6 protein-coding genes are annotated in these 14,198 nt (G+C 49.3%); 4 read left to right on the top strand and 2 right to left on the bottom strand.

The features are described from left to right. Window positions 1–6 precede the first annotated feature (6 nt). From U0033_RS10255 to U0033_RS10240, 4 genes are all read left to right on the top strand, one after another. Window positions 7–9,432, top strand: a complete 9,426-nt coding sequence (locus U0033_RS10255; RefSeq protein ID WP_072356825.1) for a Tc toxin subunit A-related protein — start codon at window positions 7–9, stop codon at window positions 9,430–9,432. 24 nt (window positions 9,433–9,456) lie between these two features. Beyond that, window positions 9,457–10,275: a hypothetical protein gene (locus U0033_RS10250; protein ID WP_143150581.1), complete on the top strand. Its 819-nt coding sequence runs from the start codon at window positions 9,457–9,459 to the stop codon at window positions 10,273–10,275. 535 nt (window positions 10,276–10,810) lie between these two features. Beyond that, on the top strand, window positions 10,811–12,673 hold the full coding sequence (locus U0033_RS10245) for a M48 family metallopeptidase (protein ID WP_072356827.1): 1,863 nt from the start codon (window positions 10,811–10,813) through the stop codon (window positions 12,671–12,673). A 68-nt stretch (window positions 12,674–12,741) separates the two neighbouring features. After that, a complete protein-coding gene (locus U0033_RS10240; protein ID WP_072356828.1) occupies window positions 12,742–13,335 on the top strand; it encodes a hypothetical protein in 594 nt (197 codons plus the stop codon). 107 nt (window positions 13,336–13,442) lie between these two features. On the opposite strand, the gene U0033_RS10235 is transcribed toward U0033_RS10240, so the two are convergent. Both U0033_RS10235 and U0033_RS10230 read right to left on the bottom strand, forming a co-directional pair. Continuing rightward, the gene (locus U0033_RS10235) at window positions 13,443–13,661 is read right to left on the bottom strand and encodes a helix-turn-helix domain-containing protein (RefSeq protein ID WP_245801701.1); all 219 of its coding nucleotides are present in this window, start codon (window positions 13,659–13,661) and stop codon (window positions 13,443–13,445) included. Window positions 13,662–13,853: 192 nt separating this feature from the next. Continuing rightward, a complete protein-coding gene (locus U0033_RS10230; RefSeq protein WP_072356830.1) occupies window positions 13,854–14,189 on the bottom strand; it encodes a hypothetical protein in 336 nt (111 codons plus the stop codon). Window positions 14,190–14,198 lie beyond the last annotated feature (9 nt).

The following is a 14,198-nucleotide window of genomic DNA, read 5'->3' as shown; positions in this document are numbered from 1 at the left end:
GAAAACATGGCAAAGAAAAAAGCAATTGTAAAAAACGAAGTTGTTAAAAAAACAGCCGGGAAAAAATCTGCAACGACAAAAACAGCGAAACCTAAGAAAACGGTAACGCCGGTTGCAAAAACACCTGCTGCCACCAATGAAGCATTGCGGCAGTACCTCGATGCGCATCCGCAGTTCAACCTGCTCACATATGATTTTTATGGCGACGCAAACAAAAAATCAAAGGTGGCAAAAGATGCGGCAGCCGGTTTAAAGGAACAGGGACTGGAAGAGAAAGCAATGCTTCGACAGCGTTTGCTGCGCGTATGGCCCGACGTGGGAGTTTCCGAGAAGCTGGAAAAGATGGGTTACGATTCCGCTGCACGCATCGCCTATGTGCCGCGCTGGCGTTTCATACGGGAGGCCGGCAAAACGCTGAATACCAAAAAAGAACCCGCACTCGCTCAACAGATACATGCTAGCGCATCGGCCATCACCGAAAAAATGAAGCATGTATATGCCAGTGTGCACAGCTCTGTTGCATCGCCGCATTACCGTGCATCCATGTTCAGCAACACTTCCGCCGAGGTAGAGGAATACGTGCAGGGCATTCCAAGTTACCAGGTGCTGTTCGGCGACCTGGATTTTTGCAAATGCGATGAATGCCGTTCCATCTTCAGCCCCGCCGCTTATTTTCTCGACATCATGCGCATCACCGATGATTACATTACGGAAGTGAATGCAGCCACCATTCCCAAAGGATTGAAACTGGAAGAACGCCGTCCCGATCTCTTCAACATGAAGCTTACGTGCGCCAACACCAACGATCCTGTGCCCACCATCCGCATCATCAATGAAGTGATGGAAGATCATCTTGAAGCAGGACAAATAGTGGCCACAGGCACAGCGCAAAGCGGTAATGCCACATCCATTACATTGGCCACATCGGCATCGGGAACGGACAATGCCTATTCAGGTATGCTCGTATTCATCAGCGCAGGCACGGGAAGCGGTCAGCAGCAAACCATCACTGCATATACCGGATCAACCAAGGTCGCCACTGTAATGAATGCATGGGAAAGGGTGCCGGATAATACTTCACAATATGTGATCACGCGGGATATCTACAGCCTTATGGCGGTATCGCCCTACCCATTTAATTTACCATGGAACCTGCCGCTTGAACAATCACGTTTGTATGCAGCAAGCCTGGGCACCTCGCTCACCGATATTTATACCGCGTTGCTGGCGCCCATACAATGGGGGAATGTTGGCAGCGCCACTACAAACACCATCGTTTTCGCCACCACCACACAACCTGCGGCCGATAGCTATGTAAACATGACGGTGGAGATCGCCAACGGAACAGCACAGGGCGAAGTGCGGCGCATTACCGCTTATGATGCCGGTACAAAAACCGCAACTGTTGACAGCGCATGGGGTACCATTCCCGGCAATACATCGCAATATTATATTTCCAATCCCGGTCCTGCATTGCGCGAATCACTCGGATTGACGGTTGAACAGGGAAACCAGCTGACAACACCATTGGTGAGCGGTACCACATTATCACCGCAATACGGTTACACCGGTCTTTCCGATACGCAGCTCGTTACCAGTCTTACATCGCTTGAAGAATTTATGTGGCGAACCGGCTTAAGCCGCACGCAGGTGGTTTCGTTGCTGACGCAGGATCTTACTGAGGATGAATTAAACCTGGGCATTGCAAATACTTTTTACATCAATGCCACCGGTGAAGGACAGCATTATATGCAACTGGGCGAAGATGTGAGTGGCGACAAAGCAATCGAGATCGTACAATATCTTACCGTAAAACGCCTCGACAGGTTGAACCGCTTTATCCGTCTTGCTGCGGAAACCGGCTGGTCTTACGCCACTACGGACTGGGTAATGAAGGCATGCCAGGCATCGGAAATAACACCGCTCTTCCTGGCGCAGGCTGCGCAGGTAAGCATACTGTGCGCACAAACATCACTTTCGCCCGAGATAGTGTGCAGCCTCTGGTACCTGATGAAGAATTATGGCAGGGTAAGCATCACACGCCGGATGGATCTATTCGATACCGTGTATAACAACCCGCTGGTGTTGAAAGGGAAAGACCCATACACCTCTACGTTATATATTCCTTTCGATCCGTACAATCACCCGGGTCAGCAATGGGTGATTTCTGATAACACTGGTCTGAACGCAACCATCCGCGGCAGGCTAGGCGCAGCTCTGAGCCTGAACGATAATGATCTTACCGAAATAGCGATGTTTGTTTATTCGCAGGTAACGGAAAAACCTTCCGGCACACCTGTGCTGGCATTGAGCTACGAAAATCTTTCATGGATGTACCGGCTCGTGGTAATGGCCAAAGTGTCGAAGCTCTCCACCGATGCATTCCTGCTTTACCTGTCGCTTTGCTATTATCCCGATGTGACCGATTATACGCAGCCGCCATACGGATCGTATGTGCCTTCCATCAATATGGTATTTGCGACACTGGCGCGTACAGACTGGCTGAAAAAAAGCAATTTTACGCCTTACCAGTTGCAGTATATTCTCACCGGCATCATTCCCGCAAAATATAACGGGCCCACCTACAATCCCGTTGAAGTGCAGAAGTTCGTGCAATCGCTGGCCGCCATATCCGAATCATCGCGCATGAAGAGCGATTCATTCATGTACGGCAATATCGATGCGGATGCTTCTGCCAACATATTCGACCAGATGGTGCTGAAACAGTATATAGATGCATACGGTATTATGCTGGTAAAATCAATCACCTTCCAGCAGGCTGCGGAATTATTGCCCATACCCGAGACGGCTTTTATTTCGGATAATATAGATGCTGAAATGTCGAAGCAGGTATTCACCTTGCTTACGGAGAACCCGGCAGGCACGCCATACCTGATCAATGTAAACACGGTCAATAATATCCGTTATGCACAGCTGGCAGAAAATTATTATGCCTATTCATCGCTGGATTTTCTATTCGTATCTACAGGCGCAGGACAACTGAACCAGGTTAATTCTTATGATGGCGCAACGCGTACGGCAACCGTGGGTACAGTATGGACGACGGTTCCCAATACCACTTCATGGTATGCCATTTCGGTGGATGAAGGTAACGGCACCGCAAAGGATGCAACCATCTACAGTATTGTGCTGGCCGATACAGCTACGGCCGAAGACGGTTATTACAACGGCATGGAAATTTCCATCACCGGCGGAACAGGCAGCGGGCAGAAAAACAAGATACTTTCCTACACGGGTGAAACACGCGAAGCCGTGGTGGACAAAGCATGGACCGTAAAGCCCGATAACACGAGCGTTTATTCAGTGAACAATATACTCAACAGCGGGTTTGCACAAAGTGCAACCGCCAACACTATTGTACTGGATGTCAATGCCTCCTCCGTAAACAATGAATACAACAGCAATGCTGTATCTATTACGACCGATCCCAAAGCCGAATTGAAACGCGGCGAGGTAAGAAAAAAGCTCGTCACCTGCCGCAATGATATAGAGTACACGGCGGCGCAGGTGCCACAATTTGAAACATTGCAAAACGAGAACTGCCTGCAGGCCCTGGCTGGCTTTATGCATTCCACTGCTACCATGATCTCGGTGCTGCTGCCGTTTGCTGCATCTGTCAACGACCTCAGTAGCTATCTCGAAGCAATGTTGGTACCCGTGCCATCATCATTGCAATCTTCCTTCCTGCCTTTTGTAACGCAGCAGTCGTTCGTTAGCGACCTTATTACTGCTGATGAATCCACCGCGGCATATAATGCACTGGTGAGCGCCGATCCGCAGATCATCATCCCGAACGATACGCCATCCTATACGCAGGCCAATGGTAAAGTGAGCAGCACGTTCACCAAAACCACGTCGCTCGACTTTCTCTATACAGGACAGGACCAGGCCGGGTTGAAACGCACTTACACTAAATCGGTACTGCTGATGAGTCAGCGCGCTTACCAGGTGAACCAGCTGGTGCAGTCATTGTCGCGGAGCATATTGCTGGCAGACCGCATCAATCTTACCGCTACCGAAGTGGCATTCATTTTATCCGTTCCCGGCTGCTGCGACATCAGCAATGTTGACCAGCTAACGCTCAACAACATCATTATCATTACCGGTTATAAATCGCTGGTGATCGCGTTTAACAACAACAGCGATGCACTGAACATTTATTTCGGGATACCCAAGCAGGCGGTGTTGCCCAACAGCAAAACCGATGCGCTGGTAAAAATAACGGGATGGGATTCGCAGCAGCTATGCGCGCTGATACAACGTTACTGGCCACTGGATAATATCAATCAGACACATACCACCTACGGCGGTGTGCCCGGCGTGATGCGGCTGAAGAATGCATTCGACACGAGCGCAAAAACGGGCATCGATATCTACAGCCTGATTTATATCAACAACATTTCTACCCTGCCGCTGGCAGACAGCAAAGGGCAGCTCATCACCGCCAACTGGGTGATATATGAACAAACCGCGCAACTACTGCTTTCATCATCAAGCAGCAAGCTGGGTGATGTGGCTTTTGCGGAAGCAGACAAAGTGATCTCGAAAACACTGATGACATCGCAACGCAATGCGCTGCTGCCTTACCTCATCTGGCAATTGCATTCCGATCCTGATTTCACATACATCCGAAATTCGAATGATGTGTACCAGTATTTGCTGCTGGATGTGGAAATGAGCGCATGCGATACCTCTTCCTACATTGCGCAGGGCATTGCGTCGGTACAGGTCTATTTGCAGCGCTGCCGCATGAACTTCGAAGCGGGTGTTACGGATCTGTCCAATATCGGTACGGCATGGTGGGAATGGATGATGGCCTACCGTTTATGGGAAGTGAACCGGAAAATATTCCTCTACCCCGAAAACTATATCGATCCCACTTTATATACCTACGCGTCACCCGCCTTCAAAAAATTTGAAGAAGCGTTACAGCAAACCAATATCAGCGACCAGACGGTTACCGAAGCCTATACCGAATATATGGGCGAGTTCAATATTGTTTCCGGTCTTGTGCAATGTGCATCTTACACAACAACGATCCATGATGACCAGTCGGGAAAAGATATCGAACGTTTATACATTTTCGGTCATACGGCAGAACAGCCATACACATATTATTACCGCACGTTCGATAAAAGCTATTCATGGTCGGCATGGCAGCAAATGGATATCAGCATCGCCTCACCATTGGTTTCCCCGGTATATGCTTTCAAGCGTTTGTATATTTTCTGGGTGGAAATATCCGAGCAGTCCGGTTCTACCATCGTATCGAACAATTCCATTCCCAACAGCGCATCTGTAGGTTCCGTTAAGTTTAGCTTTTTGAACCTTGATGGAAGCTGGTATTCACCGCAAACCCTGCAGGAAGGCGTGGTGATCGATTACCAGTCAAATTACCAGTTCGACCAGTATGTGTCCAGCATACTACCATTGATGGTTCCTGCATACAACCCCAATCTCGTGTACTGGCGAAAGGTTTACCCCTTATACCTCCCGCAGGAATCATTCTTTTATCCCAATAAATACCCCAATAACGAAAGTGTTGCCGTCTTTTATGGCTTTGGCCTCACCACTGCGCCTGGGCAATCGCCACCAGTGCCCGATCCGCCGCCAACAAACATCAACTCAGCGCAATACCAACTGGAATACAGCTCGTGGAAGCTGGTGAGCAATTATTCGCAGGTGGGCAAGGTGAACATTCCCGGTCAGACCACCTACGTGGCCAAACAGGCATCGGTGGTGTACGACAGCTCGCTGAGCCGGCAAACCATATCGCCTGTGCTCATCAACTACCGGCCCGATTACAATCCCACACCTTATGTGCCCTACCTGAATCGAACAGCATCCATGCTGGGCATTAATGAAACATTCTACAAGAACATCATCGTCGATAATTATATGAGCGACGATCCTGCCGCTTTTCCGACGCCAGGCCAGACGTCTACGCCCCAATTACAGCTACTGAACAATGTATCGCCCAACACCACCAGTATCACCACCGTAAAGAATACCGTGGGCCGCTTTATATTCGATAACGGCGACGAATCTTTCCTGGTGGTAACGCAGGAGCAGGGAATAAAGGATATCACGGCGCTGATCTCATCCGATTATTCCTATGCGCCTTTCCCTTCTGGTTTCTTTTATTTTTACACCTCGTCTTACACCGACACGCCCACCGAGCTGGCAAAGCTCAAGTTCAACTTTTTGCGTGTCAGCACACGAACCGGCAATGTATTTTCTGCCAAGCTGATGGTGGGCGGCGTGGATGAGCTGCTCACCATCGAATCGCAGGAAACACCCGAGTTCTCATTTAGCAGGCTCTCGCCGCAGGCCGCTACCATAGCGCCCCTGACGGACAAGCTCGATTTTTATGGCGCATACGGGTTGTACTTCCAGGAAATATTTTTCCATGCACCGTTCCTCGTGGCATCCATGCTGCAAACACACCAGCAGTTCGATTATGCGAAACAGTGGTATGAATATATTTTCAATCCAACACAGCAACCTGGTGAAACCGTAACGAATCCTGAAGACCGTTTCTGGAGATATCTTCCTTTCCGCAACATGGATATGCCGTCGCTGATACAAACGCTCACCAACCCGGCGCAGATAGACGCATACAATAACGATCCGTTCAATCCTGATGCCATTGCCAAGCTGCGGCCGTCTGCGTATGCAAAAGCCGTGGTGATGAAATACATCAGTAATATCATCGCATGGGCTGATAACCTGTTTGCGCAGGATACGCGTGAATCCATCAACCAGGCCACCAACCTGTACATACTGGCGCAAAGCCTGCTGGGCGAAAAGCCGGAGCTCATCAACAACTGCCCCGTGCCCAAGCCGCTGAGCTATAACGAGATCAAGGCCATGTATAATAACCAGACCGTTACCACCGGCACGGCACAGGCAGGAACGGCGATCTCCATCACATTGGCCAACACGGCATCAACACAAAAAGACGCCTATACCGGCATGTACATACAGGTGACCGCGGGAACCGGCGTAAACCAAACCAATTTCATCACGGCATACACGGGCAGCACATTCGTGGCCACCGTTGCCGAACCATGGACGACAACGCCGGATAGCACATCGGTTTACCGTATTTATTTAGATAATATTCCGCAGTTCTATATCCATCTTGAAAACTCACAGTTCAATGATCCCGCACAGCTCACCAATTACGAAGGACTGGTGTACAACGATATTCCTTCCTATTTCTGTGTGCCTGAGAACAGCGAGCTGGTAGCTTACTGGGGACTGATCGAAGACCGTTTGTTCAAGATCAGGCATTGCATGAACATCGACGGTGTAGAACGGCCGCTGGCATTGTTCGCACCGCCCATCGATCCGAGGCTGGTGATCGCCGCCGCTGCATCCGGCAACGCAGGCATGGTTACTTCGGCACAGCTTGACCTGCCTATACCCGCATTCCGTTTCGATATGATGCTGGAACGTGCACGCAATTTTACATCTACCGTGATGGGCTTCGGCTCATCGCTGCTTGCTGCGCTTGAAAGAAAAGATGCGGAAGCTTTATCTGTAATGCAGAATGCACAGGAACGTGTGCTGCTTGAAATGAACATGCTGGTGCGTACGGAAAATGTGAACATGTACATTGCCAACGGCGCTGCGCTAAACGAATCCCTGAAAGCTGCGAACGAACGTTACACTTATTACAATATGCTGGTGCAGAAAGGACTGAACACCGGCGAGATACTGAACATTGCGGGCATGACCACAGCTATGGCGCTGAACGTGGCATCCAGCATAATGACCGCTGCATCGGCCGTTGCATTTCTTATTCCTAATGTGGGCTCGCCGTTCGCAATGACTTATGGCGGGGAACAGATCGGTTCTTCGTTGTCCGCGGCTGCCAGCGTATTCCAGGCAGGAGCCATCATTTCAGATTTTGTTGCACAATTGAGCCTCACCATTGCCAATTACCAGCGCCGCGCGGAAGAATGGCAGTTCCAGGGAAAGCAGGCGCAATTTGAATCTGCCGGCCTCACTTACCAGATACAATCGAACAGCATACAGCAAAAGATAGCCGAGCAGGAAGTGAAGATACAGGAAACCACTATTCAGCAGAATGAAGAAACAGGAAAATACCTGCAGGATAAATTCACGAATACAGAGCTGTACCAGTGGATGGTAACACGTTTATCTACCGTGTACTTCCAGGCCTATTCGCTGGCTTACGAGCTGGCCCGCGAAGCGCAGCGCTCTTACCAGTACGAGCTGAACACGAACCAGTCGTTCATCAACTTCGGTTACTGGGACAATATGAAAAAGGGATTGCTGGCCGGTGACAGTTTGATGTTGTCGCTGATGCAGATGGAGAAATCCTGGATCGATAAAAATGTACGTACGCTGGAAATTGAAAAGACTGTTTCATTGCGGCAGCTTGACCCCAACGCGTTTCTCGCACTGGTAGAAACGGGCGAATGCCTCTTCAGCCTTGGTGAGAAACTATACGATGATGATTATCCCGGTCATTATGCGCGGAAGATCAAAAGCATATCCGTAAGCATTCCCGCAGTGCTGGGCCCGAACCAGGATTTTCATGTAACGCTGACGCAACTGACGAACCAGGTGATATTGAAGCCCGATGTGAATGCGGTTAACTTTTTGCTGGGCGGAAGCGATGCGGAAACGCCTGCGGCAAATGTATTGCGCACTAACTGGAACAACAGTCAGATGATCGCAGTATCCAACGGTGTGAACGATTCCGGCATGTTCGAGGTGAGCTTTAACGACCAGCGTTATTTACCGTTCGAAGGAACGGGCGCCGTATCCAACTGGAGACTGAGCATGCCGGAATCCACCAATCTGTTCAATTTCGCATCGGTGTCGGACGTGATCGTGCAGGTAAAATACACGGCGATCAACGGCGGCTCACTGTTCAGGCAACAGGTGCTACAGCTTGACCCGATGCGCACACGTACCGGTTCGCGCTTCTTCAATATGGTGCAGAATTTTTCACAGCAGTGGTACACGTTCATGAATGTGCATGCTGTGCCGTCAGCAACACAAACATTGCAGTTCACTGTTGACAGCGTGCAGCCACCGCATATAGAAAATCCTGTATTGGCCGGGTTCTACTTCCAGCTTGAAGTTCCGGAGGGCACTTCAACGCAGGGCTCCGTTCCCTATATTACTTTGTTGCTGGGAACTGGTGTTGACGTTACGTTCAACCTCGATAAGAACAATGCCTGCACCGCGGTAATGAATAACCCGCCGCCAATTGGGAACGTACTGGGTGCAGCAAGCATCAGCTTCAATTTAACCAATACGCCAGCGGCATTAAAGACCAGTGCCACTCCGGCATGGCTCGACCCCGCTGTTGTATTGAATGCAGTGCTGATACTGTTCTGGAGTGGCGAGAACCAAAAACAGAAAACCTGATCATTCATCATTAAAACAATACCTATGGCCCCCAAAAAAAGCACTGTAACTGCGGGCGATGACCCTTCGTGGAACAAGCAATGTCTTGAGAATATTAAAAAATTAGGCGGAACCTTATGCCCGCAGGAACAATGCGAAGACATGTCGGTACCGATACACATGATCTGCAACTGCTTACCTCCTTACCTGAACGGATGTTTGAACAACCCCCTTCCCGGCTGCTGCAGCTACGGGCCTTCATCGCCGGTATGGGTTGCAAACCCCAAAGGTGGTTGCTATTGCTGTTGTGGTATGGCGCCCGGCGCTGCTGTGGCCGTTTCTAAAACCCGCAGCATTGCTGCCGACCAGTTGAAAAAAGGCGACACGATCTTCGTTCCAAAAGACACGTCATTACGCCAATGGACCTCCGTTACTCTGCAATTCGTTTCCCTGAGCAAGACATCCACCGGGAATCCGCAGGTGAGTATTCAACTGCGCGACGAAAAAGGAAAAGAATCTACGCTGATCGTTGGTGAACGGCAATTGCTGATGATGCCCGACCGGAAATTTAAGGAAGCCCGCAAGATCGTTCCGGGTATGGATCAACTGGTGAACAAAGATGGACAGCCCATGGAAGTAAGCAAAATAATCACAGGCGTGTTCGGGCAGTTCATTTCCTATATCGCTTCATCCGCTGCGCCTGCAAGCGAACCTGAAGGGCACCTGGTATCGTTGGAAGGCATTATCGGTGGGGATTATGCCCTCTCGTTAGGGATTGCACCAGGGCATCTCGCCGATAACCACGACCAATTGCCCAACATCGGCACCGATGACTATAACCAGCGGTACCCGCACTTGTCGTAATTGGTGATATAATAATCCATCAATTAAATAATACCATGGTTCCAAAAAAGAACAACAGTAACTGTGGGCAACGATTCACCCCGGTGCCGGCAATGTCTCAATAATATCAAAAAAATTCCGGGCGGAACATTATGCAGCCGGTAGCATTGCGATGAGGTAAGGGATCAAAATCGTATGACCTGCAATTGTAATCCGCTCTATGAGAATGGCTGTATCAACAATCATGTTCCCGTATGAAGCTCGTATACTGTTTCTTCCCCCGTATATGTTTTTTCCCGTTTGGCGGTTGTCACTGCGTTCATTGCATATATCGCTTTTCCCGCCACTCCTGCCCAAACAGCCGGGGGCAGCTGTTGTCTATGAACGGTTTTATCGCCGGAGATTACGCGCTTTCACCTGGCATTGTCGGGGAACCGTTATGCGGTAACCATGCGGCTTTGCCCGTTGCTGGCACACCGGAGTATCATGAGCTTTAGCTGCACTTTCGTTAGTCATCAAGGTTCAATATCTATTTAAAAAACAAAAAACAAATGTTATGGCACAATTACAAGCCGATCCCCCATGGCTGCCGGGTTGCATGGCAAACATTCAACAACTGGGAGGCACTATTTGCGATGAACAGCATTGTGTGGATGCCCAAAGCGCTAATCACAAAATATGCACCTGCGTGGCGCCCTATTTAAACGGATGCCTCAATAATCCCACGCCCAACTGCTGCTCCTACACGGCAACATCTCCTGTATGGGTGGCATTGCCTGGCGGTGGATGCTACTGCTGCTGCGGATGCTTTGCGCACGATACGCCGGTGGCCATCAGCGCAACCGAAAGCAAGCCAATCAATGAGATCCTGGTTGGCGATATGATTTATGTTGCCGAAGATTCGACGCTAAAAAACTGGACGACTAAAACCGTGCAGTTTAGCTCGGGCACCGGCGATAAAGCCAGTGGCACCATTATGATCCAGGTTGATTTCGGAACAGACGAAAGTAACTTTGAAACGCTGTATGTGACACCGACACAGGTATTTTACATGCCCGGCGGAAAATTACAGCGGGCAAACACTTTGCAGCCGGGGGTAAACGAGTTGGTGCGTGCAGACGGAAGCACCGTGCCTATATTACAGCTTACCACCGGTTATTTTGAAAAAGGTATTCACCATGTGGCCACCAGTCAGACAGTAGCCACATCGATGGACGGTCACCTGATGCTGGCCAAAGGCATTGTCTGCGGTGATTTTGCGCTTCAACTGCTGGTCAATGACGATATGTTCGTGGCGGGTCACAAGGATCTTCCCGAGATCGGCACAAAAGAATACATGGAAGCCAACAAGAGCATTCCTGGCATCACACAATATAAAGCTTCCACGCTGGGTGCCAACCTCAAAGAAGGCAGGAACGACGGCATAAAACGCGAAGGAGAAAAAGTGTTCACACCGTTCGGCGAAAAAGGCAACGCACGTATACCCGACGACGTGAACTATTTTGTGAGAAAGGAACAGGCCTTTGACATACAGGCCAATGCACCGCGCTGGCCCATCACTTCTGGTGCAGGCGTGGATATGTATAATTACCTCGTGAAGCTGTTTAAGGGATTCTTCCCCGGCGTGAACTTCTACCTCGATGTGGAGAACGAAGTGCCGAACGCTTATTCTTTTATAGAATATAATGTACCGTTCATCGTTGTCAATGGAGGTCTTATCCGCACCAAGTGTGTAGGCTTCGAGCTGCTGGCGCTGGTGATAGCGCATGAACTGGAGCACCTGTACGGAGGCGATCCTAAAGGTGAGAACGGCTACACCTGCGAAGGCATGGCCGATTACGCAGCCATCGCCGCGGTATTCCCGTATATCTGGTTTGGCATGTATTCTTACACTTACCGGGCGGCTGCATTAGACCAGGTGCAAGTGTTCTTTGATTTCATCAATCCCGAGAACAGGAACGGTCTGCCTGGCAACCGTTGCAATTTTATCAGCATCGATTGCCGGCTCAGCGCCATGGCCGCAGCATCGAGCACCAAAGACCTGCCGTATTGTGCAGGTGGTAATGCGGATCCATACCTGGAGGTCACCGGCGCCTCAGCTGTGCAGAACGGGCAGTATGCCGATGTTACGATCAATTTCAATGTGGCGGTTGATGAAGCCACCGCGTCTGCGTTGGGCAATTATGTATTCCGCCCCAAAGCAGCGGCATTCAAGGCCGCGGTATCTTCCACCGATCCCGCAGCTGTGATCGTTACTGCTGATATCATTTCTGATACGGAATACCTCGTAAGCGTGTACAACGTGCTTTCGGCCAACGACGAGCCGCTGGTACCGGGTAAAAACCAGGCAAAATTCACACTTGCTGGAGGCGAGCCTATAGAAAGCTCGGCCGGTGCTTCAAAAGGTGGAAAGAAATAGATCCATTTATTTACCATGCAGCGTCGGGGAAATTGTGCCGGCGCTGCATTTAAGGAAAAGAATAAGTTATGATCAAAGAATTGCTGGAAGCTAAAGAAACGGACAGCTTCGATGAACTTTGTGTTCGTTTAGGAAATTTCCTGGGCATAGGCAAAGCTGTGCCGCCAAAAGTATTATTGCGCGCCATCGATGATCCGCCGTTCGCAGACAACCTGATTGTATGCAGGAACACGCCAGGTTTTTTGCAGTCCTTGTTCGATGATCCTAAAACGGCGCAATATGACGGCGATGCCGGGAAAAAGAAGGAGGACGGCAAATCCAATACAGAGTTGATTGCCAAGGCTGCCACTGCATTCCTCAAATGGGGCAAGGCTGGTTTTTCAACAGTTGATGAAGCTACGCTGGAGCGGAGGGAGAATGCCTGCCTCGCCTGCCCCAATCTTTCGGAGCCGAAAAACAAATTGCAAAAGCTGGTGGCTGTGAAGCTGGACAAGGAACGGGTTGGACGCAGAACGGGCGATAAAACCTGCAAAATATGCGGTTGCAATGTTGCCCGGAAAATAAAGCTGCCGGGCGAATCATGTCCCGACAGTCACCCTGCGATTGAAGGCATGACGCGCTGGAACGAGCCGCAACGGGTGGCAGCAGCAGTAGCTGAATAAGGGAAAGATCTTGTGGATATTGCTATTAAAATTTGGGCCGGTAGGAATACCTGGCCTTTTTTCATCGATTTGTTTGTTAACCACCAAAAAGGATTTTTAATTTCCTGTTAATTGTGGCTGTTTTTATTCATAAATCTATATTCAGTTGGAGATATTCTCACCCGATTTTTAAATAACCTCTTAAAATGTTGCGGATACTTAAAGCCAGGTTCATAAGCAATCTCGCTAACTGTCATTTTAGGAACAAATATCAATTCCTTTGCCTTATCTATAATAGTGCTGTGAATATAGTCATGGGCCGATTTACCCGTTTCGCTTTTGATCATGTCTCCCAGGTAACTGGCAGAAGTACGCAACTGATCGGCGCAGAAGGAAACCGTAGGGACACCGTTTATTTCAGCTTGTTGGTCCTATCGTATTCATTCAATAAAGTTTCAAACCGTTCTAATATGCCCTGATTAGCAACTTCCCTTGTAATAAACTGACGATCATAAAAACGGTTGAGTAATAATTCTATATTACTTACAATAAATTTCATTGCTAAGTGATTTGAGGTACGCCTTAGTAGTATTAAAATTGGTATGTCCTAAACTATCCTTAATAATCCAGGGATCTTTCTGGCAATAGTATTTTCCCCATTCGCTCTTTCTGATTTGAAATAAGCCTCGATCCTCCTTACCATCTATTTTCATTTCATTCAATACCGGGTCTTCCCCCAATGCGTCAATCACTTCTTTTTTAAGTGAGATATGATGGTAATGCATTGTTAGGTTCTTTGCCTCATCGTGCTGATTGGCGATGATATCCAGTATTTCACCGGGAGTATGGATTTCGGCAGGGCTGTCAGATAGCAACCATAGTGG

Origin of the sequence: Chitinophaga sancti (genome assembly GCF_034424315.1) — a bacterium.
GTDB lineage: Bacteria > Bacteroidota > Bacteroidia > Chitinophagales > Chitinophagaceae > Chitinophaga > Chitinophaga sancti.
This window is presented reverse-complemented; position numbering and strand designations above follow the sequence as displayed.